Consider the following 25,054-nt stretch of genomic DNA (forward strand, 5'->3'; position numbering starts at 1 on the left):
CTCAGAACCTCGGCGCGTTTCGGGACCGCTGCACCCGCGTGGTGCGGCGGTCCTTCGCGTTCCAGCACGCCTTGTGCCAGTGCCTGCGGTCGTCGACGCCGACGTGGTCCGGCCAGGCGACGACGTGCGGGACGCCGTCCGGGATCAGCTGCTCGCAGCCCGGGCAGCGGTACGCCTTGCCCTGTGCGCTCGCGCCGGCCACATGCCGCACGTTCCACTCCTCGCCCTGCCAGCTCTCCGTGGACTGCCAGCCGCCGTAACGGCCGGAACGGTCGTCCTCGGCACTGTGTTCGGACGAGCCGACTCCCTTGGGTCGGTTGCGACGCGGGGACACGGAACACCTCACGGGGCTATACAGGATGCGGGGACCGTGTCCAGCCTACGCGGCACGGTCAGGGGTAGTCGTACGGCACCAATCCCCACAAGTCCCCCGCTCCGGCGAACCATTCTGCAGACAATCCGCAAATCCCTCCGTCAAGCCGTGTCCTCGGCACGTGTCAGACGGTTATGCCGGGTGGGGGAGCTCCGCGTCGGAGCCAAGGAAGCAGGAAAAGGCAATGCACGTAGGTAGTTTCGTGTTGGCGGCCCGGTTCCCGGGACAGGGCGACGGGGAGGCGCTGCACCGCGCGGTCCGCTCCGCCGAGGTCGCCGAGGAAGCGGGGCTCGACACGGTCTGGCTGGCCGAGCACCACTTCGTGCCGTACGGCACCTGTCCGTCCGCGATCACGCTGGCCGCGTTACTGCTCGGCCGTACCCAGCGGTTGCGGGTCGGCACGGCGGTCAGCGTACTGCCCACCGCGCACCCGGTGGCCCTCGGCGAACAGGCCGCGCTGCTGCACATCGCCTCCGGCGGGCGGTTCTCGCTGGGCGTGGGGCGCGGCGGGCCCTGGGTCGACCTGGAGGTGTTCGGCTCGGGTCTGCGGGCGTACGAGGAGGGGTTCCCCGAATCACTCGATCTGCTGCTGCGCTGGCTGCGCGAACCGTCGGTCGCGGCCGCCGGCGAGCAGTTCAGCTTCCGCGAGGTCCCCGTCGTGCCCAGGCCGTCGGAGTGCCTCACGGAGGCCGCCGCGGGGCCCGAGGTCGTCGTCGCGTGTACGTCACCGCACAGCGTCCGTCTCGCGGCCGAGCGCGGACTGCCGATGCTGCTCGGGATGCACGTGGGCGACGAGGAGAAGGCCGAGATGGTCGTGCTGTGGCGGGAGTACGCGCGCGCGGCGGGGCGGCCCGCCGACGAGATCCGCGCTGCGGCCCATGTGTCGGCCGGCGTCTGCCAGATCGCGGACCGGCGCACGGACGCGGTCGAGACGCTGACGAAGGCGATGCCGGGCTGGCTGCGGCAGGGCCTGGAGGCCCACGTCACGGTGGACGGCCGTCATCGCGCGATGCGCGACCCGCTGGCGTACACCGAACTGCTCTGCGGACTGCACCCGGTGGGCACCCCGCGCCTGTGCGCCGACCGCCTGGCAGCGACCAGCGAACGGACCGGGATCTCCCGTTTCGCCCTGCTCGTCGAGGGCTCGGGCGACCTGGCGGCGACCGAGGAGAACGTACGGCGACTGGGCGCCGAAGTCCTCCCCCAACTCGGCTGAATCGCCCTGTCGCGGATCAACGGCCCGGTCCGTCAGAGGGCTTGCCGCCCCAGTACTGATTGCACCTCCCGCGTACGGAGCGGCAAGCAAGCGGCTACTGCATCAGCAGTCCCTGAATTCCGGCGACTGGTTCATCACCTGACTGCGGACCGAGGTGAAGCGGGTCAGCGTCTCGTCGACCGAGGAGTCAAGCGGGAACACCGCCACCCGGTGGCAGTTCTGGAAGGCCAGTCGCACCCCGAAGTGCCGCTGCAGCGCGCCGCGTATCGCGTCACTCGCAAGCGCACGCAGCAGCTGGCCACGTGCCTGCTCGTCCGGCGGGGGCGTCTGGTTGTCGGCGAACGAGCCGCCGTCGACCTTCAGCTGGGCCACCAGGGAGCTGATCATCTCCCACGCATAGGGCAGGGAGGTCCGGACGCAGTCGACGAAGGCGGCTTCGTCGACCTCGCCTCGCTCGGCCTGTTCGAGTAGGGCCGGTGAGACGTCGAGCGACATGGGTTCTCCTCTCGCACCCCCGCAGCAGCGGGGGTTGCCGGACAGATAGGGGAGTTCGCGATATCGAACACTCTGCGTACACGCCTCGCGACCTCCCGTTTAATACGGTAGGCAACGGACGGTGACGGCACCAGGAGAATGCGTACATGGGCGGTCCTCGTTAGGCGCACAATCGGCCAGAAATGAACAGGGGCAGTCCGGGGTCTTACGGACTCCCCCAGGGCGAATCGCGTCGACACCGGCCCGTCGAGTAGCGTTGCGGACCATGCGTCTCGTCATTGCCCGATGCTCCGTCGACTACGCGGGCCGGCTCACCGCCCACCTGCCCTCGGCGCCCCGTCTGATCCTGGTCAAGGCGGACGGCAGCGTCTCGATCCACGCGGACGACCGGGCCTACAAGCCCCTGAACTGGATGTCGCCGCCCTGCACCCTGAAGGAGGGTGACGGCGAGCAGAAGGACATCTGGACGGTCATCAACAAAGCGGGCGAGAAGCTGATCATCACGATGGAGGAAGTCCTCCATGACTCCTCGCACGAACTGGGCGTGGACCCCGGCCTGATCAAGGACGGCGTGGAAGCGCACCTCCAGGAGCTCCTCGCCGACCGCATCGAGATCCTCGGCGAGGGCTACACGCTCATCCGGCGCGAGTACATGACCGCCATCGGCCCGGTCGACATCCTGTGCCGGGACGCCGAGGGCCAGACCGTCGCGGTGGAGATCAAGCGGCGCGGCGAGATCGACGGCGTGGAGCAACTCACGCGCTATCTGGAGCTGTTGAACCGGGATCCCCATCTCGCGCCGGTCCGCGGCATCTTCGCGGCCCAGGAGATCAAGCCGCAGGCCCGGGTCCTGGCGACGGACCGCGGCATCGGCTGCCATGTACTGGACTACGACGCGATGCGGGGCATCGAGGACGACAAGCTGCGGTTGTTCTGACGCGCCGTTCTTGGCAGTTGTACGACGAAGAGGGCCGGGTCCTGATGATGGACCCGGCCCTCTTGTCCTGAAGCGAGCGTCAGATCAGGGAGTCTGAGCCGCCGCTGGGCGAGCCCTCGTCCGTGCTCTGCGGAGCGGATGCCGAGCTGGTGGTCTCCGTCGGGCTGGAGGAGGCCGGGCCGCTGGCCGACGTCGAGCTGGTCGGGGTGTCCGTCGGCGAGGTCGGCGGGTCCGTCGGCTCCTCGGTCGGCGGGTCGGTGGGCTCCTCGGTCGGCGGGTCCGTCGGGTCCTCGGTCTCCGTCTCGGTGGGCTTGGGCGAGGTCGGCGGCTTCGGCGTCGACGACGGAGGCTTGGTCGGCGAGTTCGACGGACCGCCGCCCGGCTTCTGCGTGCCGCTCGGGTCGTCCGACGGGTCCGTCGCATCGTCGGTCGGCGTCGGGTCGTCCGAGGTGCCGTACGTCCCGTCGGGGCCCGGGTCGGTCGGGCTGCGGGTGGGCGTGCCCGTGTCGCCGGAGCCCTCCCCGTCGTCGCCCTCCGCCTTGTCGGCGCCGAGGCTGTCGTCGCCGACGCCCTGGCTGGCGGACGGGTTGGGGCCGACCTGGGTGGCCGGGCCGTCGGGGTCGTTGTCGGACGTGGCGCCGAGCGTCACCACCGTGCCGAGCACGGCGACGAGCATCGCGCCCGCGCCGGCCGCGACGAGGTTGCGACGCGCGAAGCCCCGGACGCCGCCGCGGCCCTTGTGCGCGGCCGGGGACGACGGGGACACCGACGTGGCGCGGTGCGTGACCAGGGTCGTGGCGTCGCCGGCGGGAAGGAATGCGGCCGGTACGCCTCCCGGCGGCGACTGCGACTCCTCGTACCGCGCGTCCGGCACCTCCTCGCCCGCCGTCGCGCCGAACGCGGCCACTCCCGGCGTCGTACCGGAGCGGTCCGAGACCAGGGCGAGGGCGCGGCGGCCCGCGACCGTGCCGCGCTTGTCGGCGAGGGCGCCGCGCAGGCCGATGGAGGTCTCCAGCTCGGCGCGGGCCCGGTCCAGCTGGCCGCCGCAGAGCGCGAGGACGCCCAGCTCGTGGTGGAAATAGGCCTGTTCGGTGACGTCACCGGCCAGGCGTGCGGCCTCGGCACCGGCCCGCAGGGCACGCTCCCAGGCACTCCAGCACAGCCCCGCCGCGAACGCGGGCGCCGCCGTGCGGGCCAGCTGCACGGTCGGGCTCTCCTCACCCTCGGCGGGCGGTGTGGTGCCCGGCACGAGCACCGCGAGGGCGGCGAGCACGGCGTCCGCCTCGGCGGCGACACGCTCCGGCGTGACCGAGGGGTGCCCGGCCCACCAGGTGTAGTGCTGCACGGCGGTGAGGGCGCTCTCCCGGACGTCCTCGGTGTATCCGGCGGCCTCCAGCTGGGCCTGCACTCCGGCGGCGAGGCGGTAGCGGGAGCCGACCGGCGTGACCAGCCCGCAGTCGGTCAGCTCGCCGAGGGCGGCGTCCGCGTGGGTGTCGCCGACCAGGGCCGGCAGATGCGCCTGGTGCGGCACCTCGCCGCCGAGCGCGACGGCGAACTTCAGGGTGGCGCGGGCCGAGGCGCTGAGCCGTGAGGCGAGCAGCGGAGCGGGTCCTGCCGCCTCGCCGAGCGACGGCAGGGGTGTCTCCACGCCGCCGCTCTCGGTGCCGAACGGCCCGTCGACGTGCCCGTCGAACGGGGCGTCGACCGGCGGCGCGTCCTCGAAGACGCCGTACTCGTCGACGGCGTCCGCGCCGGCCCGCAGCCGGTCCCGCTGCCGCAGCAGGGCTCCGGCCTGGACGAACCGCAGCGGCAGACCCTCCGACTCGAACCACAGGTCGCCCGCCCAGTTCGCCTCGTCCTCGGTGAGGACCCGGCCGACCTGGCGCTCCAGCAGCTCCACGCTGTCGGCGCGCTCAAGGCCGCTGAGGGCGACCTCCTCGATGCCGGACTCGGTGGACGGGGCGGGCACGTCGGGCGTGGCGCCGAGCAGGAACGCGCACTCGGGGGTCGCGTCCAGCAGCTCGTCGAGCACGGCGCCGCCGAACTCGATGTCGTCCAGGACGACGACCGCGCCGATCTCACGCACGAAGCCGAGCAGTTCGTCCTGATCCGGACGGTGCAGGGGTGCGCCGTAGACGGAGTAGAAGAGCTCGTACAGCAGATCGGCGGGCGGGCGGCGGTAGCCGGTGAGGCGGACCACGCCGTCGGGGGCGAGGTCCTCGCAGTCCTCGGCGACGAGGTCGAGGAGGCTGGTGCGGCCGGCGCCCGGCGAGCCGACCAGGCGTACGGAGCGGCCGCGGGCCAGCATCCGTACCAGCTGTTCGCGCTCGTCCTGGCGGGCCAGGAGCGGCTGGGCGGGACGGGTCGGTCCGGGCGGGACGGGCGGTCTGGCGGCGCGGTCGACCTCGGCGCGCTCGGCCGGGGTCAGCTTCTCGGGCCGCGCGGGCCGCTCGGCCGGCGGGCAGACCTCGATCTCGCTGCCGTCGACGGGGTTGACGGTGAGCAGGAAGTCGCCCGAGACCAGCTGCACCGTGCGGGCCAGTGCGGGCGAGTGCTGTCCGAAGTCGGGTGTGAGGGGATCCCTGGGCGGGCGCTGGCGGGACGACTGGCCGTCGCCGTCATGGCCGTACTCCTCGGGTCCCCGGGTGTTCGGGTCCATCGGTTCAAGCCCCCCAAAAGCGTCTCGTGTGCGTCGGCGGCCCCTCCCGGCCTTTGCACACCGCGCTGTCGCTTCTGGTCCGGGCCCGCTCGAAGGGGTTTGTCTAGGCAGCGGGCAGCCGAACCCTAAACCTTCGCACAGTATCTACGACAGGTCGGGGTACCGCGCCGCCCGAGACATCACAGTCTCGTGAGAATTGTTCGCGACGTACGATTCGCAACCGGAACGTCCGGCTGTCCCGCCCCACCCGTGCCGGGCGTCACACCCGAGGCAGGGACTCCACCCCGATGCCGCCCTCGATCGCCAGGATCCGGTGCAGCCGGGTGGCCACCAGCAGGCGCTGCATCTGCGGCGGTACGCCGCGCAGCACCAGGCGCCGGCCGCAGCGGCCGGCCCGCCGGTGGGCTCCCATGATCACCCCGAGTCCGGTGGCGTCCCAGGAATCCAGCTCGGACAGGTCCAGCACCAGATCGCCGACTCCATCGTCGACGGCCGAGTGCAGGACCGTACGGGCGTCCGCCGCGCTGCGGACGTCGAGGACGCCCCCGACGACCAGTTCGGCGTGGTCGCCCCTGATGTGCATATGCGCTCCCCAAGCGTGCGTCGTGCTCCGCGATGCGTTGCCTGTTGCCTGTGCCTGTATCTGTGCCTGTGCTTGCTGTGAGTCTTCGCTGTGGCCGGTGATGCAACCTCTGACTGCGTTAAGCGGCCTGAGGTTGCCGTCTGTAAGCGAACCGATACCGAATTCACCCCATCGCGTGATGCGCGCAGGGGCTGTGCGGTGCTTTACGAAAGCTCAGTAGCTGTAGAAGCCTTGCCCGCTCTTGCGGCCGATGTCACCCGCGTCCACCATCCGGCGCATCAGCTCCGGCGGGGCGAACTTCTCGTCCTGGGACTCGGTGTAGATGTTGCCGGTGGCGTGCAGCAGGATGTCGACGCCGGTGAGGTCGGCCGTGGCGAGGGGGCCCATGGCGTGACCGAAGCCCAGCTTGCAGGCGAGGTCGATGTCCTCGGCGGTGGCGACGCCCGACTCGTAGAGCTTGGCGGCCTCGACGACGAGCGCCGAGATGAGGCGGGTCGTCACGAAACCGGCGACATCCCGGTTGACAACGATGCAGGTCTTGCCGACCGACTCGGCGAACTCGCGCGCGGTGGCGAGGGTTTCGTCGCTCGTCTTGTAACCGCGGACCAGCTCGCACAGCTGCATCATCGGGACCGGCGAGAAGAAGTGCACACCCACGACCCGCTCGGGGCGCTCGGTGGCGGCCGCGATCTTGGTGATCGGGATGGCGGAGGTGTTGGAGGCGAGCACGGCGTCCTCGCGCACGATCTTGTCGAGGGCGCGGAAGATCTCGTGCTTGACTTCGAGCTTCTCGAAGACGGCCTCGACGACGATGTCCGCGTCCGCGGCGGCGTCCAGGTCGGTGGTCGCGGTGATACGGGCCAGGGCGGCGTCGGCGTCGTGCGCCTCCAGCTTGCCCTTGCTGACGAACTTGTCGTACGACGCCTTGATGCCGTCGGTGCCGCGCTTCAACGCCTCGTCGGTGACGTCACGCAGGACCACGTCCCAGCCCGCCTGAGCGGAGACCTGAGCGATCCCGGAACCCATCAAGCCGGCGCCGATGACGGCAAGCTTCCGTGCCACTGTTGCGACTCCCCTTTGAAACGCCTTACACCCTGTTTAGGTTGCTCTTCGGCGGACCTTAGCGCTCGTGAGGGACTGTGTGACCGGTTAGTAACGCGAGTCACGTCTCACTTGACGGACATCACACCGGCACGGGCCATTACGCGCCACGGACGGCGTAGTTGAGCACCTTCTCGCTCAACAGCTCCTCCATGTCGTCGAGAAGGACCAGCATCTCTCGTGACACTTCGTCCGGATTGCGCCCCTTGAGCATCTCGCGGCCGACGGCGACGAAGACGGTGCCGTGAATCCAGGAGATCTGACCCGCGATCAGCCCGGGGAGCGGGTCGCCGTCCGCCGCACCGGCCTCCTCGCGCAGGGTCGCTTCGAGGTGGTCGAGGATCTCCTGCTGGAGGCTCCACAGCCGGGAGCGCAGCGGCGGCGCCTCGTGGATGACGCGCATGAAGCGGTCGTAGCCCTCCAGGAGGCCGATCCGCGGCGAGACCGACTCGACCTCGGCACGCATTTCACGCAGCACGGCCCGGGCGGCCGACTCCCCTTCGTCGCGGCCGCGCACCCAGCGGGAGAGCTGTTCGACGACGCCGGCGGAGCGGTCGAAGAAGAGGTCCTCCTTCGCCGGGAAGTAGTTGTAGACGGTGTTCACGGAGACATCGGCGGCCTCCGCCACGTCCGCGATGGTCACCGTCAGGAACCCGTGCTCCAGGAACAGCCCGGTGGCGATGTCCGAGAGCCGCTGCCTCGTCTCGCGCTTCTTCCGCTCCCTGAGCCCTTCAGCCATGACTCCATCCTAACTTCGCTGGGCTTTCTGAAACTTTGGGGCCATTGCAAAATTTAAGAGACTCTGTTTTTCTGGGGCCATGCCCATCATCAGTACGGCCGGACTGGCCCGTACCTTCCAGACGAAACTCGGCCCGGTCGAGGCCGTGCGCGGCATCGACCTGACCGTCCGCGAGGGCGAGATCCTCGGCTTCCTGGGCCCGAACGGGGCCGGCAAGACGACGACCCTGCGGATGCTGACGACCCTGCTGGCGCCCACCGGGGGCGCGGCCACCGTGGCGGGCTGCGATCTCGCGACCGACCCCGCCGGAGTGCGGCGGGCGTGCGGTTACGTGGCCCAGTCGGGCGGGGTCGACCCGCAGATCAGCGTGCGGGAGGAGCTGGTCACCCAGGGCCGGCTGTACCGCCTGACGAAGCCGCAAGCGACCGAGCGCGCCGAGGAGTTGGCGCGCGACCTGGACCTGACCGACCTGCTGGAGCGCAAGGCGGGCGCCCTCTCCGGCGGCCAGCGGCGGCGCCTCGACATCGCGCTGGCGCTCACGCACCGCCCGAAGGTCCTGTTCCTCGACGAGCCGACGACCGGCCTGGACCCCGGCAGCCGCGCCGACCTGTGGGCCCTGATCCGGCGCCTGCGCGACGAGCACGGCACGACGGTGTTCCTGACCACCCACTACCTCGACGAGGCCGACGCCCTCTCCGACCGCCTGGTCGTCGTCGACCGGGGCGTGGTCGTGGCCGAGGGCACGCCGACCGCGCTGAAGCTGCAGTACGGCGGCTCGATCGACGCGAGCCTCCAGGACACGTTCCTCGCCATCACCGGCCGCGGTCCCGCCCCGGCCGACGCCGCCCCCGTAGCCGTATAGGACCCCTCTGATGCTGCTGCACGACACGGCCCTCATCTACGGCCGCTATCTCCGTCAGTCCCTGCGCTCCCGCTTCGCCCTGCTCTTCGGCGTGCTGATGCCGCTGCTGTACCTGCTGTTCTTCGGCCCACTGCTGACGGATCTGCCGCTGGGCGGGGAGGGGAGTTCATGGCAGGTTCTCGTCCCCGGGCTGCTGCTCCAACTCGGTTTGTTCGGAGCGTCGTTCGCCGGATTCTCGGTCATCATCGAGAAGAGTCAGGGGGTGGTGGAGCGGATGCGGGTGACGCCCGTCAGCCGACTTGCCCTGCTGCTCGGCCGGGTGCTGCGCGATGCCACGGTGTTCGTCTTCCAGGCGGTGCTGCTGGTACTCGCGGCGCTGGTGATGGGCCTGAGGGCACCCCTGCCCGGCGTGCTGATCGGATTCGCGTTCGTCGGACTGCTGACGGTGTCGCTGGCCTCGCTGTCGTACGCGCTCGCCATGAAGGTCCGCACCCCGCAGGAGTTCGGCCCGGCGATCAACGCCATGACGATGCCGATGATGCTGCTGTCGGGCCTGATGCTGCCGATGACGCTGGGGCCGACGTGGCTGGACGTGCTGTCGCACTTCGTACCGTTCCGCTATCTGGTGGACGCCGTGCGCGACGCGTACGTCGGCTCCTACGCGACAACGCCCATGCTGTACGGCGTCCTGGTCGCCGTCGCCTTCGCCGGACTGGCCGTGACGGTCGGCACACGCGTGTTCCGAACCGCCGGAGCGTAACTACGCTGGCCACATGGTCAATCTGACGCGCATCTACACCAGGACCGGCGACCAGGGCACCACCGCCCTCGGCGACATGAGCCGGACCGCCAAGACCGATCTGCGGATCTCGGCGTACGCCGACGCCAACGAGGCCAATGCGGTGCTCGGCACAGCCATCGTGCTGGGCGGGCTCGACGAGGAGGTCGTCAAGGTCCTCACCCGTGTGCAGAACGACCTGTTCGACGTGGGCGCGGACCTGTCGACCCCGGTGGTGGAGAACCCGGAGTTCCCGCCCCTGCGGGTCGAGCAGTTCTACATCGACAAGCTGGAAGCCGACTGCGACCACTTCAACGAGCAGTTGGAGAAGCTGCGGTCCTTCATCCTGCCGGGCGGCACACCGGGTGCGGCCCTGCTGCACCAGGCCTGCACGGTCGTACGCCGTGCCGAGCGCTCGACGTGGGCGGCACTGGAGGTCCACGGCGAGGTGATGAACCCGCTGACGGCGACCTATCTGAACCGCCTGTCCGACCTCCTGTTCATCCTCGCCAGGACGGCGAACAAGGAGGTCGGGGACGTGCTGTGGGTGCCGGGCGGGGAGCGCTAGGAGTTCACCGGCGGGCCTTCTCCTTCGGCGCGGCGAAGTGGTCGGCCGACGCTGTCTCACCCTTGGGCTGCTTGGGCCAGATCAGGTAGGCCAGCGCGACCAGGCCGTGGATGCCGGCGGCGCGCAGTGCCACCCACTGGAAGGACCGCAGGGACGAGGTGTCGCCGTCCCCGACGTACCAGACCGCGCCCTGGAGGAGCGCACAGGCCACCGTCGCGGCGAGCAGCGTCCGCAGCCACAGGCCTCCCTCGTGCCGGGCCCTTGCCATGCCGTACTGCGGAGGCTTGGGCGGGCGCGGGGCGCCGGCCAGGCGATGGGCGGCGTGGCCGTCCAGCCAGCGGATCGTGTAGTGGCCGTACGCCACGGTGTAGCCGATGTAGATCGCGGCCAGGCCGTGCTCCCAGCCCGGCTCGGCGCCGTTCTTCAGGTCGATCGCCGTGGCGACGAACAGGACGAGCTCCAGCACCGGCTCGCACAGAAGCAGCACCACGCTCGTGCGGCGCCACTTCAGCAGATAGCGGACGGACAGGCCCAGGGCCAGCAGCACCCAGAAGCCGACCTCGCAGGCGATGATGAGGGCGACGATCACAACTTGCTCCCTTCGGTCACCCTTCCAGGCTCCCGTCGGGACAGGGCGCTTTCGTCGTCGCCACTGACGAACTCGCGGTACATCGAAAGATGCAGTCCAGGACCCTTCCCGGGAATCAGGCGCGGACCGCGCGCACCGTGTTGGATGGAGCCATGCTCCTCCCCCGCCCGCGCCGCTTCGACGTGTACATCGCTGTCGGCGGGCTGCTCGGCGGCCTGCTGCTGGTGGGCATCGGCCTGGGCACCCGGCCCGCGGACGACCCGATCACGCTCTTCGACGGCCCCTGGCCCATCCTGGTGCCGCTCGGCGTCATGTCCTGCTGCGAGCTGCTGCGCCGGGCGGCCCCGCGCACAGCCCTGCTGACCGGCTCGGTCGCGATCTGCGCGGACGTCGTGACGCAGGGCAATCTGGCGACGGTCCTGATGTTCACCGACATCGTCTACGCGGCCGTGCTGTACGGCCCGCTCGCCTCGGCCCGCCGCATCCAGTGGATCACCGGCCTGCTCACGGTGGCCGCGACACTGGTGCCGTTCGCGGTGTGGCGCAAACCGGAGGCCCTGCTGATCGGCGTGGTCGTCGGAGTCGTGGCGTACGGTCCCGCCGCCACGGGCTGGATCGTGCGCAACCACCGTGACGCCGCCGAGGCCGCCCGGCTGCGCGCCGAACAGACCGCGCTGCTCGCCGAGATGGACCGCGCCCAGGCCGTGACCTCGGAACGCTCGCGCATGGCACGCGAGTTGCACGACATGGTCGCCAACCACCTCTCCGCCATCGCCATCCACTCGACGGCCGCGCTCTCCCTCGACGACCCGAAGACCTCCCGGGACGCCCTGACGGTCATTCGCGAGAACAGCGTCGAGGGCCTCGCCGAGATGCGCCGGCTCATCGGCATCCTGCGCGACTCCAGCGGCGACACCGAGCCGGTCGCCGCCCCCACGCTCGACGGCCTGGACGCACTGGTCGAGGGCGCCCGCACCAACGGCCTCGACGTCCACCTCGACGCTGCCCCCGGCACCGTCCCCACCCCCGTCGAACTCGCCGCCTACCGCATCGTTCAGGAGTCGCTGACCAACGCCCTCAAGCACGCCGGGCCGGGCCGGGTCGTCGTGTCCCTCGCCCGCCGGGACGGCTCGCTCACCGTCACCGTGACCAGCCCGTACGGCGACCGTGACGGCCCGCGCGCCCCCGGCTCCGGCGCCGGTCTGGTCGGCATGCGGGAACGCGTCGCGCTGCTGGACGGCACCTTCGAGGCCGGCCCCGAGGACTCGCCCGACGGCAAGGTCTGGGCCGTACGCGCCGCCCTCCCCGTCACCGACACCGTCGAAGGAGACCCCGCATGATCCGCGTGCTCGTCGCCGAGGACCAGTCCGCCGTCCGCGCCGGGCTGGTCCTCATCCTGCGCAGCGCGCCCGACATCGACGTGGTCGGCGAGGCGGCGGACGGTGAGCAGGCGGTGGCCCTGGCCCGCGAACTGCGGCCCGACCTGGTGCTGATGGACGTACAGATGCCACGCCTGGACGGGGTGTCGGCGACCCGGCAGGTCGTCGCCGAGCGGCTGGCCGACGTGCTCGTGCTGACCACCTTCGACCTGGACGAGTACGTGTTCGGGGCGCTGCGGGCGGGCGCGTCCGGGTTCCTGCTCAAGAACACCGACGCCAAGGACCTGCTGGAGGCGGTACGTACGGTGGCGCGCGGCGAGGGCCTCATCGCCCCGGCCGTCACCCGGCGCCTGATCTCGGAGTTCGCCGCGAAGCCGGTACGGGAGCCGACGGCCGACCTGTCCGTCCTGGACAGCCTCACCCGGCGCGAGCGCGAGGTGCTGTCCTGCCTGGGCGAGGGCCTGTCCAACGCCGACATCGCGTCCCGGCTCGACATGGCCGAGGCGACCGTTAAGACACATGTCAGCCGATTGCTGGGGAAACTGGAGTTGCGCAGCCGGGTCCAAGCGGCCGTATTGGCACAGGAGTTGGGCATCTGAGGTTTATGCCTCGGAACTGGTCCAGACCTATTGACCGGTGGTCCAGACCTTTCTATTCTCACCGCACCATGAGAGGGCGTGAGGCTCAGTCGCGCCCCGTGACTCCCCACCAAGGAGGCGCAGCATGCGCTTCAGACACAGAGCCATGGCAGGGTTCGCGACCCTGCTGCTCCCGCTGGCCGGTCTGGTCGGCCTCGCGAGCCCGGCCGAAGCCGCCACGTCCGCCACCGCCACCTACGCCAAGACCCAGGACTGGGGCTCCGGCTTCGAGGGCAAGTGGACGGTGAAGAACACCGGCACGACCGCCGTCAGCTCCTGGACCGTCGAGTGGGACTTCCCCTCCGGCACGTCCGTCACCTCCGCCTGGGACGCCGACGTCACCTCCTCCGGCACTCACTGGACCGCCAAGAACAAGTCCTGGAACGGCTCCCTCGCCCCCGGCGCCTCCGTCACCTTCGGCTTCAACGGCAGCGGCACCGGCTCCCCCGCCAACTGCAAGCTCAACGGCGGCAGTTGTGACGGCGGCAGCGTCCCCGGCGACAACCCGCCGTCCGCCCCCGGGACGCCCAGCGCCTCCGACATCACCAACACCTCGGTGAAGCTGACCTGGTCGGCCGCCACCGACGACAAGGGCATCAAGAACTACGACGTCCTGCGCGACGGCACCAAGGTCGCGACGGCGACGGGCACGTCGTACACCGACAGCGGCCTGACCGCCGGCACCGACTACTCCTACACCGTCCAGGCCCGCGACACCGCCGACCAGACCGGTCCGGCAAGCGGCGCCCGCGCGGTGCGCACCACCGGCGGCGGCACCGACCCGAACCCCGGCGCGAAGATCAACCTCGGGTACTTCACCGAGTGGGGCGTCTACGGCCGCAACTACCACGTCAAGAACCTGGTGACCTCGGGCTCCGCCTCGAAGATCACCCACATCAACTACGCGTTCGGCAACGTCAAGAACGGTCAGTGCACCGTCGACGACACCTACGCCGCCTACGACAAGGCCTACACCGCCGACCAGTCCGTCAGCGGCACCGCAGACACCTGGGACCAGCCACTGCGCGGCAACTTCAACCAGCTGCGCCAGCTGAAGGCCAAGTACCCGCACATCAAGGTGCTGTACTCGTTCGGCGGCTGGACCTACTCCGGCGGCTTCGGCCAGGCGGCGGCCAACGCGGCGGCGTTCGCCAAGTCCTGCAAGGCCGTCGTGGAGGACCCGCGCTGGGCCGACGTCTTCGACGGCATCGACATCGACTGGGAGTACCCGAACGCCTGCGGCCTGACCTGCGACACCTCAGGACCTGCCGCGTTCAAGAACCTGATGTCCGCCCTGCGCACCGAGTTCGGCTCGAACTACCTGGTCACCGCGGCCATCACCGCCGACGGCTCCAACGGCGGCAAGATCGACGCGGCCGACTACGGCGGCGCCTCCCAGTACCTCGACTGGTACAACGTGATGACGTACGACTACTTCGGCGCCTTCGACGCGGACGGTCCGACCGCCCCGCACTCGCCGCTCACCTCGTACGCCGGCATCCCGCAGGCGGGCTTCAACTCCGCCGACGCGATCGCCAAGCTGAAGTCGAAGGGCGTCCCGTCCGCCAAGCTGCTGCTCGGCATCGGCTTCTACGGCCGCGGCTGGACCGGCGTCACCCAGTCCGCCCCCGGCGGCTCGGCGACCGGCGCGGCCCCCGGCACCTACGAGGCGGGCATCGAGGACTACAAGGTCCTCAAGAACTCCTGCCCGGCGAACGGCACCATCGCCGGCACCGCCTACGCGCACTGCGGCAACAACTGGTGGTCCTACGACACCCCGTCGACCATCGCCGGAAAGATGACCTGGGCCAAGAACCAGGGCCTCGGCGGTGCGTTCTTCTGGGAGTTCAGCGGCGACACCGGCAACGGTGAGCTGGTGACCGCCATCAACAGCGGGCTGAAGTAGGCCCGTTAAGCAACATTGACGCGCTGACCGGGCGGGGCTGCTTCCAGCCACGCGAGAAATCCGGTCAGCGCGTCTTCGCTCATGGCCAGTTCGAGGCGCGTGCCCCGATGGAGGCAGGTGAGGATCACCGCGTCGGAGAGCAGCGCCAGTTCCTCCTCGCCGTCGGGTACCCGGCGGCCGGCCACCTCGATGGCGGAGCGCTCCAGGATGCGGCGCGGGCGATAGGCGTAGGAGAAGACGCGGTACCACTCGATGCGGTCGCCGTTGTAGCGGGCGACGCCGTAGCTCCAGCCCTTGCCGCTGGTGTCGGGTTTCTCCGGCACGTCCCAGCGCAGGGAACAGTCGAACGTGCCGCCCGAGCGCTGGATGAGCCTTCGGCGCAGGCCGAAGACGAACAACCCCAGCACCACGAGGGCGACGACGATTCCGCACACAGTCAGAGCGAGGACCATCGACACCGACCTCCTCGTCTCCTAGGTAACGGAACGGAAAAAACTTCCATATCTGCCTCAGCCGCGACCGGCACCGGATTGCTCCGGTCCCAGCCGCGGCTGAGTGACGTCATCGCGTGCGCTCCCTCCAGAGCCTAAAGGGCCCGGGAGGTACCTCCAGGGGTCAGCGCGCCGTCGCCGCCCGCAGACGGACCTCCGCGCGGCGCTCGGCGGAGGCGTCGTCGTCGGACTGCGCGCGCTCCAGCGCCCGCTCCGCGCGCTGGACATCGATCTCGTCCGACAGCTCGGCGATCTCGGCCAGCAGCGACAGCTTGTCGTCGGCGAAGGAGATGAAACCGCCGTGCACCGCGGCGATGACGGTTCCACCTTCACTCGTACGGATGGTCACCGGGCCCGACTCCAGCACACCGAGCAGCGGCTGGTGACCGGGCATGACGCCGATGTCGCCGGACGTGGTGCGCGCGACGACCAGGGTGGCCTGGCCCGACCAGACCTCACGGTCGGCGGCGACCAGCGCGACGTGCAGCTCAGCAGCCAAGGTGGCTCCTCGGGTCACCACCCGGCGGGTTCTGCCGGGTGTTGGTTACAAGTCTAGTAGGCGTGGATGAGGGGGCGGGACGAACCCCCGCCCCCTCATCAGAGCTCAATGGCTCACAAGAACCGGTGCGTCAGGAGACGCCCAGCTCCTTCGCGTTCTTCTTCAGGTCCTCGATACCACCGCAGAGGAAGAAGGCCTGCTCCGGGAAGTGGTCGAAGTCACCGTCGATGATCGCGTTGAACGCGATGATCGACTCGTCCAGCGGCACGTCCGAACCGTCCACGCCGGTGAACTGCTTGGCGACGTGGGTGTTCTGGGACAGGAAGCGCTCGACACGGCGGGCACGCTGGACGACCAGCTTGTCCTCCTCGCCGAGCTCGTCGATGCCGAGGATGGCGATGATGTCCTGGAGGTCCTTGTACTTCTGCAGGATCCCCTTGACGCGCATCGCGGTGTTGTAGTGGTCCGCCGCGATGTAGCGCGGGTCCAGGATGCGGGACGTGGAGTCCAGCGGGTCCACGGCCGGGTAGATGCCCTTCTCGGAGATCGGACGGGACAGAACCGTCGTCGCGTCGAGGTGGGCGAACGTGGTGGCCGGGGCCGGGTCGGTCAGGTCGTCCGCGGGGACGTAGATCGCCTGCATCGAGGTGATCGAGTGACCACGGGTCGAGGTGATGCGCTCCTGGAGGAGACCCATCTCGTCGGCCAGGTTCGGCTGGTAGCCCACCGCGGAGGGCATACGGCCGAGCAGGGTCGAGACCTCGGAACCGGCCTGCGTGAAGCGGAAGATGTTGTCGATGAAGAACAGCACGTCCTGCTTCTGGACGTCACGGAAGTACTCGGCCATGGTGAGGCCGGCCAGCGCGACGCGCAGACGGGTGCCCGGGGGCTCGTCCATCTGACCGAAGACCAGGGCGGTCTTGTCGATGACGCCCGACTCGGCCATCTCCTCGATGAGGTCGTTGCCCTCACGGGTGCGCTCGCCGACACCGGCGAACACGGAGACACCGTCGTGGTTGTTGGCGACGCGGTAGATCATCTCCTGGATGAGCACCGTCTTGCCGACGCCGGCACCGCCGAACAGGCCGATCTTTCCACCCTTGACGTACGGGGTGAGAAGGTCGATGACCTTGACGCCGGTCTCGAACATCTCGGTCTTCGACTCGAGCTCGTCGAAGTTCGGCGCCTTGCGGTGGATGCCCCAGCGCTCGCCGTCGTACTTCTCGTCGACGTTCAGCACCTCACCGAGGGTGTTGAACACCTTGCCCTTGGTGAAGTCGCCGACGGGCACCGTGATGGAGGCACCGGTGTCGGTGACCGGGGCCTGGCGGACCAGACCGTCGGTGGGCTGCATCGAGATCGTGCGGACCAGGCCGTCACCCAGGTGCTGGGCGACCTCCAGGGTCAGCGTCTTCTTCTCGCCGTCCTTGGCCGGGTCGGCCACCTCGACGTGAAGGGCGTTGTAGATCTCCGGCATGGCGTCGACGGGGAATTCCACGTCGACGACCGGGCCGATGACCCGGGCGACGCGGCCCGTGGCAACGGCCGTCTCAACTGTCGTCGTCATTACCTGTCACTCCCCGCGGTCGCGTCGGCCAGGGCTGCGGAGCCACCGACGATCTCGCTGATTTCCTGGGTGATTTCGGCCTGGCGGGCCGCGTTGGCAAGCCGCGAGAGCGTCTCGATGAGCTCTCCCGCGTTGTCGGTGGCCGACTTCATCGCCCGCCGCGTGGCGGCGTGCTTGGAGGCGGCCGACTGGAGCAGCGCGTTGTAGATACGGCTCTCCACGTAGCGCGGCAGCAGGGCGTCGAGGACGTCCTCCGCCGAGGGCTCGAAGTCGAACAGCGGAAGGATCTCGCCCTTGGGGGCAGCCTCCTTCGCGACCTCTTCGAGGCTGAGCGGCAGCAGACGGTCGTCGAGCGACGTCTGCGTCATCATCGAGACGAACTCGGTGAAGACGATGTGGAGTTCGTCCACGCCGCCCTCGGCCGTGTCCTTCTCGATCGCCTCGATCAGCGGAGCCGCGACCTTCTTGGCGTCCGCGTACGACGGCTCGTCGGTGAAGCCGCTCCACGACTCCGCGATCTTGCGCTCACGGAAGTTGTAGTGGGCGACACCGCGGCGGCCGACGATGTAGATCTCGACCTCCTGGCCCTCGCGCTCCAGACGCGCGGTCAGCTGCTCCGCGATCTTGATGGCGTTCGAGTTGAAGGCACCGGCGAGACCCCGGTCGCTCGTCAGGAGCAGCACCGCGGACCGCGTGACCGTCTCGGCCTGCGTGGTCAGCGGGTGCTTGGTGTTCGAGCCGGTACCGACCGCCGTGACCGCGCGGGTGAGCTCGGTCGCGTACGGCGTGGAGGCCGCCACCTTGCGCTGCGCCTTGACGACACGCGAGGCGGCGATCATCTCCATCGCCTTGGTGATCTTCTTGGTCGCGGTGACGGATCGGATGCGACGCTTGTAGACCCGGAGCTGGGCTCCCATGAGTCAGGTCCCTTCCTTACGTCACTTGGCGGCGGCCGGGGCGTCCTCGCCGAGAAGCTTGCCGTCCGAGGTCTCGAACTGCTTCTTGAAGTCGGCGATCGCGTCGGCAACAGCGGTGAGGGTGTCGTCCGACATCTTGCCGCCCTCCTTGATGGAGGTCATGAGGCCCTGCTCCTTGCGGTGCAGGTACTCCAGGAGCTCCTTCTCGAAGCGGCGGATGTCGTTGACCGGAACGTCGTCCATCTTGCCGGTGGTGGCACCCCAGACCGAGACGACCTGGTCCTCGGTGGCCATCGGCTGGTACTGAGCCTGCTTGAGCAGCTCGACCAGACGCGAACCACGCTCCAGCTGCGCCTTCGACGCGGCGTCCAGGTCGGAACCGAAGGCGGCGAACGCCTCCAGCTCGCGGTACTGGGCCAGGTCCAGACGGAGACGACCAGAGACCTGCTTCATCGCCTTGTGCTGCGCGGAACCACCGACTCGGGAGACGGAGATACCGACGTTCAGCGCGGGGCGCTGACCGGCGTTGAACAGGTCCGACTCCAGGAAGCACTGGCCGTCGGTGATGGAGATGACGTTGGTCGGGATGAACGCCGAGACGTCGTTGGCCTTGGTCTCGACGATCGGCAGACCCGTCATCGAACCGGCGCCCATGTCGTCGGAGAGCTTCGCGCAGCGCTCCAGCAGACGGGAGTGCAGGTAGAAGACGTCACCCGGGTAGGCCTCACGGCCCGGCGGGCGGCGCAGCAGCAGGGACACGGCGCGGTAGGCGTCGGCCTGCTTGGAGAGGTCGTCGAAGATGATGAGGACGTGCTTGCCCTCGTACATCCACTGCTGGCCGATGGCCGAACCGGTGTACGGCGCCAGGTACTTGAAGCCGGCCGGGTCGGACGCCGGGGCGGCGACGATGGTCGTGTACTCCAGCGCGCCGTTCTCCTCCAGCGCGCGGCGGACCGACGCGATCGTCGAGCCCTTCTGACCGATGGCGACGTAGATGCAGCGGACCTGCTTGTTCGGGTCGCCGGTGCGCCAGTTGTCGCGCTGGTTGATGATCGTGTCGACGGCCAGGGCGGTCTTGCCGGTCTGGCGGTCACCGATGATCAGCTGACGCTGGCCACGGCCGATCGGGGTCATCGCGTCGACGGCCTTGTAGCCGGTCTCCATCGGCTCGTGCACCGACTTACGGGCCATGACGCCCGGAGCCTGAAGCTCCAGGGCGCGGCGGCCGGACGTCTCGATCTCGCCGAGGCCGTCGATCGCGTTGCCGAGCGGGTCGACGACACGGCCGAGGTAGCCCTCACCGACGGCCACGGAGAGGACCTCACCGGTACGGGAGACCGGCTGACCCTCCTCGACGCCGCTGAACTCACCGAGGACGACGGCGCCGATCTCGCGCTCTTCCAGGTTGAGCGCGAGGCCGAGGGTGCCGTCCTCGAACTTCAGCAGTTCGTTGGCCATGGCCGAGGGCAGGCCCTCGACCTTCGCGATGCCGTCGCCGGCAAGGGTGACCGTACCGACCTCCTCGCGCGAGGCCGCGTCCGGCTTGTACGACTGGACGAAGTTCTCCAGCGCGTCCCGGATCTCCTCCGGCCGGATCGTGAGCTCCGCCATCTGGGTTCCCTGCTCTCCTTGTTGGGCCCGAAGTTTCACTTTGGGGGGATGGGGACTCCCCCCGTAAAAGAGGTGAATCCTCTGCACGGCCCAACATGGGCCGTCGTAAGTACGTACTGCTCTTGCTATGAAGTTGCTGCTAGCTCGCCAGTCGGCGGCCGGCGTCCTCGATGCGGTCCGCGAGGGAGCCGTTGATGACCTCGTCACCGACCCGCACCCGGATTCCGCCGACGACCTCGGGGTCCACGTCGAGGTTGAGGTGCATCTGGCGGCCGTAGAGCTTCGCGAGGGCGGCACCCAGGCGCTGCCTCTGCGGGTCGCTCAGCGGCACCGCCGAGGTGACGATGGCCACCATGCGGTCCCGGCGCTCGGCGGCGAGCTTGGACAGGGACTCCAGTCCCGACTCCAGGCTACGTCCACGCGGCGCGGTCACAAGACGCGTCACCAGACGCTCCGTGGTCGCCTTGGCCCGGCCGCCGAGCAGGCTGCGCAGCAGCTCGCTCTTGGCCGACGCCGTTGCGGCGCGGTTGGTCAGCGCGGCACGCAGCTCGGTGCTCGAGAAGACGATCCGGCCGAACCGGAACAGCTCGTCCTCGACGTCGTCGAGCTTGCCCGTGCGCTGCGCGGCGGTGAGGTCGGCGGTGTCCGCCAGCTCCTCCAGCGCGTCCACCAGGTCGCGGGACTGCGACCAGCGGGAACGCACCATGCCGGCCAGCAGGTCAGCGGTCTCGCCGCCGACCTGGCCACCGAGCAGGCGCTGAGCCAGCTCGGCCTTGGCCTCGCCGGCCTGCGCCGGGTCGGTGAGGACCCGACGCAGCGACACCTCGCGGTCGAGCAGCGCGGTGACGGCGGCCAGCTCGTCGGCGAGCTTGGCCGCGTCGACGGACGTGTTGTCCGTCAGCGCGTCGAGACGCTCACGTGCGGCTGCCAGGGCCTCGCGGCTCGCTCCGTTCATCGCGCGGCCTCGGCCTTCTCCTCAAGGTCCTCGAGGAAACGGTCGATGACACGGCTCTGCCGGGCGTGGTCCTCGAGGGACTCGCCGACGAGCTTGCCGGCCAGTTCGGTGGCGAGCTTGCCGACGTCCTGGCGCAGCGCGGACGCGGCGGCCTTGCGGTCGGCCTCGACCTGGGCGTGACCGGCGGCGACGATCTCCTCGCGCTGCCGCTGGCCTTCCGCGCGCATCTCGGCGATGAGCGTGGCGCCCTGTTCCTGCGCCTCCTGGCGCAGACGCGCGGCCTCGTGCCGGGCCTCGGCGAGCTGGGCCTTGTACTGCTCCAGAACGCTCTGGGCCTCGGTCTGGGCGGCCTCGGCCTTCTCGATACCGCCCTCGATGGCCTCGCGGCGCTCTTCCAGAACCTTGTTGATGTTCGGGAGGAGCTTCTTGGCGAGGAAGCCGAAGACGATGACGAAGGCGAGGAGGCCGATGACAAGCTCAGGGACCGGCGGGATGAGGGGGTTCTCCCCCTCGCTCGCCGCGATGAGCAGCTGGCTCATGTGAGTGCCTTTCGTCTAGTCGGCTGGACTGTTTTCGCTGATCAGTAGCCGTAGACGAACGGCATGACCAGACCGATCAGGGCGAGCGCCTCACAGAAGGCGAAGCCGAGGATCTGGTTGGCACGGATCAGGCCGGCAGCCTCGGGCTGACGGGCCAGGGCCTGGGTGCCGTTACCGAAGATGATGCCGACGCCGACGCCCGGGCCGATCGCGGCGAGGCCGTAACCGATGGAGCCGAGGGAGCCTTCGACAGCAGCAAGGGTCTGGGACATGCCAGTTCTTCCTTTTCTTTACGGACCGGTGGGGGTTGGCCACCGGACGATCTGTGGAGGTAGCAGGGCGGTGGCTCAGTGGTGCTCGGCGAGAGCGCCCTGAATGTAGGTGCACGTCAGCAGGACGAACACGTACGCCTGCAGGGCCTGGATGAACAGCTCGAAGGCGGTCATCACGATGACCATCACGAACGAGACACCCGCGTAGGCGATGCCGAAGCCGTTCAGCATGTACCAGCTGGCGATCGTGAACAGCAGCAGCAGGGTGTGCCCCGCGAACATGTTCGCGAAGAGTCGCACGGCGTGGGTGAACGGCCGGATCAGCAGGTTCGAGAACAGCTCGATCAGCATGGCAAGCGGAAGCACCGCGCCGAGCGACTTGTCGTAGCCCGTGACGTTCTTCCAGAAGCCGACGAAGCCGTGCCGCTTGAACGTCAGGGACACCCACAGGATGTAGACGATCAGGGCCAGGACCAGCGGATACGAGATGATCGAGGTGACCGGGAACTGGGCGATCGGAATGATCGACCAGAGGTTCAGCATCCAGACGAAGAAGAAGAGCGAGACGACGAGCGGTACGTACTTCTCGCCTTCCTTCTTGCCGATGGTCTCGTAGACGACACCGCGCCGGATGAAGTCGTAGCCCGCCTCGGCGACCATCTGGAGCTTGCCCGGGACCACCTGCGGCCTACGGAAGGCGGCCCAGAAGAAGCCCACGATGATGATCGAGCCGAGCAGCGCCAGCAGCATCGTCTTGTTGAAGTACACGTTGCTGTCGCCGTCACCCCACAGGGGCTGGAACATGAACGAGTGCAGGCCCGGGGACACATCGGCGAAGCCACACCCGTCGAAGAGGTGGCAGTTGGTGTCGAAGGCGAGCACCTGCGTCGGGTCAGCACTCACCGCGGGCTCCTTCAGCGTGGCGCATAGGTACGGCAACCTCGTTGTGTCGGCGCGGCGCGCAGCCGCGGTTCGGCACGGGACTGGTGTTACGGATGTGGGGGCGGCTGTGGGGCATCTCGCCTCGCGATTGAGCAGGCGTCAGCTCAGATGCCCGCGCCCGCGATGCCGCAGTTGGCACCGGACGATAGCAGGACTTCTCAAGCGGCTTTATCCCGGCCCTACCCCTCACGACGAGTGCCCCGTCTTTTCGGGCTTGTCACCCTTCGAGGAGACGCCCGAATCGGGTTCGACGTAGAGGATTTTGGCCTTCATGTGGGCACGGGTCTGCAGCGCGATCCACACGAGCGTGGTCGCGAGCAGCGTGAACGCGAAGGCCCGGGGATTGAAGAGCGTGGTGTTCTTGAACGCGGCCATGAAGATGAACAGCAGCAGGATCTGCGCCGCGTACAGCATCAGGCCCATTGCCTGGAACAGATGCGGAAGCGATTTGGCAGTGCGCTGGAGAACGTAGAGACCGAGCCCCATGAACAGGATCACGACAATTGTCGCGAGGACCGCCCCGATCGCCCCCTTGCCACCGGCAACCACCCCACTGACGACGGCGGCAACAGCACCGGCGGCGGCTGTGGGCAGGGCGGCCTGGAGCAGGATCCGGGCGTCATTGGACGGCATGGCGGCAACTCCGCTTTCACGGTGGGGGCAGGGTGTCGTCATGGACGAGCGTAGTCCCGGGCTGAGAGAGAACCTCACACCAATGGACCGTCGCACTACGGCCCTTCGGCTCTATCCGGGGGGTTCTCGTGAACCGTATCACAAACTATTTGATGAGGTCTTTACCTGGAGGCGTGCTCAGTGTCACACATGAGAGTGATGGTGCGCGTCTGTGCAGGCATGCGGTCGACTTGTCTGGTATTGGGGCGCTTCGCTCCCCCATGACTTGGCAATGCTCTAGTCAGATTCTTACCTTGGCCCCGGGCCCTTGCCTTGACGGTCGGACCGTCAGCGCGACGTTCCGGCCTTCCGCCGGTCCAGGTGGCGAGAACGGGCGCCGATCGCGGTCGCCCCGTTGACGCGCGAGACGCCGGCGGCGACCGGAGTGCGCTGCTCCTCCTCCGACCCGTCCGACTCCCCGGCACCGCCGGACTGCGGTGTGGTGGCCGCCGGCTCCGCGATGGCGCCGCTGCGGCGGTAGCGCGGCGGCACGAAGGCCTCGGCCCAACGGGGCGTACGCGGCGTGAAGCGCGGGAGCAGCAGCAGGATCAGACCGATGGCGCTGAGGAACACCACCCCGAGCACGATCCACATGGACGCCGAGTTCACGGAGTAGGCGAGGGCGCCGAAGGCGATCAGGGCCGACCAGAAGTACATGATCAGCACCGCGCGGCTGTGGGAGTGGCCGATCTCCAGCAGACGGTGGTGGAGGTGACCCCGGTCGGCGGCGAACGGCGACTGGCCGCGCCAGGTGCGGCGGACGATCGCCAGCACCAGGTCGGCGGCCGGGATCGCGATGATCGTGAGCGGCAGCAGCAGCGGGATGTAGACCGGCACCGTCTGGTGCACGGCCGCCTTCTCGGAGCCGGCGAACAGCTTCAGCGCATCCGGGTCGACCTGTCCCGTGATGGAGATCGCGCCCGCCGCCAGCACCAGGCCGATCAGCATCGAGCCGGAGTCGCCCATGAAGATCCGCGCCGGGTGCATGTTGTGCGGCAGGAAGCCCAGGCACATGCCCATCAGGATCGCCGAGAACAGCGTGGCGGGGGCGGCGGCCTCGATGCCGTACGACACCCAGACGCGGTAGGCGTAGAGGAAGAACGCTGCCGACGCGATGCAGACCACGCCTGCTGCCAGGCCGTCCAGGCCGTCGACGAAGTTGACCGCGTTGATGGTGATGACGACGAGGGCGACGGTGAGCAGGGTGCCCTGCCACTGGGTCAGCGCGACATTGCCGACGGTCGGGATCGGCAGCCACAGGATCGTCAGACCCTGCATGACCATGACGCCGGCGGCGATCATCTGGCCGCCCAGCTTGATCAGGGCGTCGATCTCGAACTTGTCGTCCAGGACGCCGATCAGCCAGATGAGCGCCGCTCCGGAGAGCAGCGCCCGCGGTTCGTTGGACTTCTCGAAGACCGTACTGAGGTTGGTCAGGTGGTCCGCGACCAGCAGGCCCGCGCACAGGCCGAAGAACATCGCGATACCGCCGAGCCGCGGAGTTGGCTCCCGGTGCACGTCGCGTGCCCGGATCTCCGGCATCGCTCCGGCCACGATCGCGAACTTACGCACCGGCCCTGTCAGCAGATACGTCACCGCGGCCGTGATGCAGAGCGTCAGCAGGTATTCACGCACGGGCTTCCCCACAAGTCTCGCTGGCCATCTCAGCCCCACACCCTAGCGACGTACAGATACGCGACGCATATGTGTGGGGACTTCCGGGTAGCGACGATGGTTGCACGTGTGGCTGTGTGCGCAGGTGCGTC

Annotated in this window: 26 protein-coding genes; 8 read left to right on the forward strand and 18 right to left on the reverse strand. The window is 69.0% G+C overall.

What is annotated here, in order from left to right; genetic code table 11:
- Position 1: 1 nt before the first annotated feature.
- Positions 2-334, reverse strand: coding sequence for an ATP/GTP-binding protein (locus OG331_RS17500; protein ID WP_406197171.1), 333 nt, complete (start codon positions 332-334; stop codon positions 2-4).
- 223 nt (positions 335-557) lie between these two features.
- Here OG331_RS17500 and OG331_RS17505 point away from each other — a divergent pair, with 223 nt between their 5' ends.
- Positions 558-1,589 carry an LLM class flavin-dependent oxidoreductase gene (locus OG331_RS17505; protein ID WP_406197173.1) on the forward strand — a complete coding sequence of 344 codons (1,032 nt, stop codon included), beginning with the start codon at positions 558-560 and terminating at the stop codon, positions 1,587-1,589.
- 102 nt (positions 1,590-1,691) lie between these two features.
- Here OG331_RS17505 and OG331_RS17510 read toward each other — a convergent pair whose 3' ends face one another.
- On the reverse strand, positions 1,692-2,084 hold the full coding sequence (locus OG331_RS17510; RefSeq protein WP_328879279.1) for an SCO5389 family protein: 393 nt from the start codon (positions 2,082-2,084) through the stop codon (positions 1,692-1,694).
- A gap of 265 nt (positions 2,085-2,349) precedes the next feature.
- Here OG331_RS17510 and nucS point away from each other — a divergent pair, with 265 nt between their 5' ends.
- Complete coding sequence (gene nucS / locus OG331_RS17515; protein ID WP_406197175.1) at positions 2,350-3,021, forward strand: endonuclease NucS; 672 nt, start codon at positions 2,350-2,352, stop codon at positions 3,019-3,021.
- Between the two features lie 79 nt (positions 3,022-3,100).
- Here the strand turns inward: nucS and OG331_RS17520 are convergent, their stop codons facing one another.
- The 4 genes from OG331_RS17520 to OG331_RS17535 all read right to left on the reverse strand — a co-directional run bounded on the left by OG331_RS17520 (position 3,101) and on the right by OG331_RS17535 (position 8,103).
- Entirely contained in the window at positions 3,101-5,680 is a 2,580-nt protein-coding gene (locus OG331_RS17520) for an ATP-binding protein (RefSeq protein ID WP_406197178.1), read from the reverse strand.
- A gap of 259 nt (positions 5,681-5,939) precedes the next feature.
- Positions 5,940-6,263, reverse strand: a complete 324-nt coding sequence (locus OG331_RS17525; protein WP_030046661.1) for an STAS domain-containing protein — start codon at positions 6,261-6,263, stop codon at positions 5,940-5,942.
- A gap of 213 nt (positions 6,264-6,476) precedes the next feature.
- Positions 6,477-7,325 carry a 3-hydroxyacyl-CoA dehydrogenase family protein gene (locus tag OG331_RS17530; protein ID WP_406197180.1) on the reverse strand — a complete coding sequence of 283 codons (849 nt, stop codon included), beginning with the start codon at positions 7,323-7,325 and terminating at the stop codon, positions 6,477-6,479.
- Between the two features lie 139 nt (positions 7,326-7,464).
- Positions 7,465-8,103: a TetR/AcrR family transcriptional regulator gene (locus tag OG331_RS17535; RefSeq protein WP_406197182.1), complete on the reverse strand. Its 639-nt coding sequence runs from the start codon at positions 8,101-8,103 to the stop codon at positions 7,465-7,467.
- A gap of 79 nt (positions 8,104-8,182) precedes the next feature.
- On the opposite strand from OG331_RS17535, the gene OG331_RS17540 reads away from it, so the two are divergent.
- From OG331_RS17540 to OG331_RS17550, 3 genes are read left to right on the forward strand one after another with little or no spacing between them, the layout of a single operon-like run.
- Positions 8,183-8,965 carry an ABC transporter ATP-binding protein gene (locus tag OG331_RS17540; RefSeq protein ID WP_406197185.1) on the forward strand — a complete coding sequence of 261 codons (783 nt, stop codon included), beginning with the start codon at positions 8,183-8,185 and terminating at the stop codon, positions 8,963-8,965.
- Between the two features lie 10 nt (positions 8,966-8,975).
- Complete coding sequence (locus OG331_RS17545) at positions 8,976-9,725, forward strand: ABC transporter permease (protein WP_406197187.1); 750 nt, start codon at positions 8,976-8,978, stop codon at positions 9,723-9,725.
- A 13-nt stretch (positions 9,726-9,738) separates the two neighbouring features.
- A complete protein-coding gene (locus OG331_RS17550) occupies positions 9,739-10,311 on the forward strand; it encodes a cob(I)yrinic acid a,c-diamide adenosyltransferase (RefSeq protein WP_406197190.1) in 573 nt (190 codons plus the stop codon).
- A gap of 4 nt (positions 10,312-10,315) precedes the next feature.
- On the opposite strand, the gene OG331_RS17555 is transcribed toward OG331_RS17550, so the two are convergent.
- Positions 10,316-10,900 carry a hypothetical protein gene (locus tag OG331_RS17555; protein WP_406197192.1) on the reverse strand — a complete coding sequence of 195 codons (585 nt, stop codon included), beginning with the start codon at positions 10,898-10,900 and terminating at the stop codon, positions 10,316-10,318.
- 89 nt (positions 10,901-10,989) lie between these two features.
- Here OG331_RS17555 and OG331_RS17560 point away from each other — a divergent pair, with 89 nt between their 5' ends.
- The 3 genes from OG331_RS17560 (at position 10,990) to OG331_RS17570 (ending at position 14,823) form a co-directional block, all read left to right on the forward strand.
- Positions 10,990-12,240 (forward strand): sensor histidine kinase, encoded by a 1,251-nt coding sequence (locus OG331_RS17560; protein ID WP_406197195.1) that lies wholly within the window; start codon positions 10,990-10,992, stop codon positions 12,238-12,240.
- Positions 12,237-12,878: a response regulator transcription factor gene (locus OG331_RS17565; protein ID WP_362380516.1), complete on the forward strand. Its 642-nt coding sequence runs from the start codon at positions 12,237-12,239 to the stop codon at positions 12,876-12,878. The genes OG331_RS17560 and OG331_RS17565 overlap by 4 nt, the downstream gene beginning before the upstream one ends.
- Before the next feature lie 124 nt (positions 12,879-13,002).
- Positions 13,003-14,823, forward strand: a complete 1,821-nt coding sequence (locus tag OG331_RS17570) for a glycosyl hydrolase family 18 protein (RefSeq protein WP_406197199.1) — start codon at positions 13,003-13,005, stop codon at positions 14,821-14,823.
- 5 nt (positions 14,824-14,828) lie between these two features.
- Here OG331_RS17570 and OG331_RS17575 read toward each other — a convergent pair whose 3' ends face one another.
- From OG331_RS17575 to OG331_RS17625, 11 genes are all read right to left on the reverse strand, one after another.
- Positions 14,829-15,275, reverse strand: a complete 447-nt coding sequence (locus OG331_RS17575) for a DUF2550 domain-containing protein (protein WP_062709764.1) — start codon at positions 15,273-15,275, stop codon at positions 14,829-14,831.
- Between the two features lie 163 nt (positions 15,276-15,438).
- Positions 15,439-15,813, reverse strand: a complete 375-nt coding sequence (locus OG331_RS17580) for a F0F1 ATP synthase subunit epsilon (protein WP_328879293.1) — start codon at positions 15,811-15,813, stop codon at positions 15,439-15,441.
- 130 nt (positions 15,814-15,943) lie between these two features.
- Positions 15,944-17,380, reverse strand: coding sequence for a F0F1 ATP synthase subunit beta (atpD, locus tag OG331_RS17585; protein WP_406197202.1), 1,437 nt, complete (start codon positions 17,378-17,380; stop codon positions 15,944-15,946).
- Entirely contained in the window at positions 17,380-18,297 is a 918-nt protein-coding gene (locus OG331_RS17590) for a F0F1 ATP synthase subunit gamma (protein WP_406197204.1), read from the reverse strand. The genes atpD and OG331_RS17590 overlap by 1 nt, the downstream gene beginning before the upstream one ends.
- Before the next feature lie 21 nt (positions 18,298-18,318).
- Positions 18,319-19,908 (reverse strand): F0F1 ATP synthase subunit alpha, encoded by a 1,590-nt coding sequence (gene atpA / locus OG331_RS17595; RefSeq protein ID WP_362380519.1) that lies wholly within the window; start codon positions 19,906-19,908, stop codon positions 18,319-18,321.
- A gap of 139 nt (positions 19,909-20,047) precedes the next feature.
- Positions 20,048-20,863: a F0F1 ATP synthase subunit delta gene (locus tag OG331_RS17600; RefSeq protein WP_406197207.1), complete on the reverse strand. Its 816-nt coding sequence runs from the start codon at positions 20,861-20,863 to the stop codon at positions 20,048-20,050.
- Positions 20,860-21,402, reverse strand: coding sequence for a F0F1 ATP synthase subunit B (locus OG331_RS17605; protein WP_406197209.1), 543 nt, complete (start codon positions 21,400-21,402; stop codon positions 20,860-20,862). Before OG331_RS17605 ends, OG331_RS17600 begins: the two co-directional genes overlap by 4 nt.
- Before the next feature lie 41 nt (positions 21,403-21,443).
- The gene (gene atpE, locus OG331_RS17610) at positions 21,444-21,674 is read right to left on the reverse strand and encodes an ATP synthase F0 subunit C (RefSeq protein ID WP_009321656.1); all 231 of its coding nucleotides are present in this window, start codon (positions 21,672-21,674) and stop codon (positions 21,444-21,446) included.
- Between the two features lie 75 nt (positions 21,675-21,749).
- Positions 21,750-22,577 (reverse strand): F0F1 ATP synthase subunit A, encoded by an 828-nt coding sequence (atpB, locus tag OG331_RS17615; protein WP_062717686.1) that lies wholly within the window; start codon positions 22,575-22,577, stop codon positions 21,750-21,752.
- Positions 22,578-22,802: 225 nt separating this feature from the next.
- On the reverse strand, positions 22,803-23,249 hold the full coding sequence (locus tag OG331_RS17620) for a hypothetical protein (protein WP_406197212.1): 447 nt from the start codon (positions 23,247-23,249) through the stop codon (positions 22,803-22,805).
- A 327-nt stretch (positions 23,250-23,576) separates the two neighbouring features.
- Positions 23,577-24,923: an MraY family glycosyltransferase gene (locus OG331_RS17625; RefSeq protein WP_406197214.1), complete on the reverse strand. Its 1,347-nt coding sequence runs from the start codon at positions 24,921-24,923 to the stop codon at positions 23,577-23,579.
- Positions 24,924-25,054 lie beyond the last annotated feature (131 nt).

Source organism: Streptomyces sp. NBC_01017 (assembly GCF_045162795.1).
Classification (GTDB): Bacteria; Actinomycetota; Actinomycetes; order Streptomycetales; family Streptomycetaceae; genus Streptomyces; species Streptomyces machairae.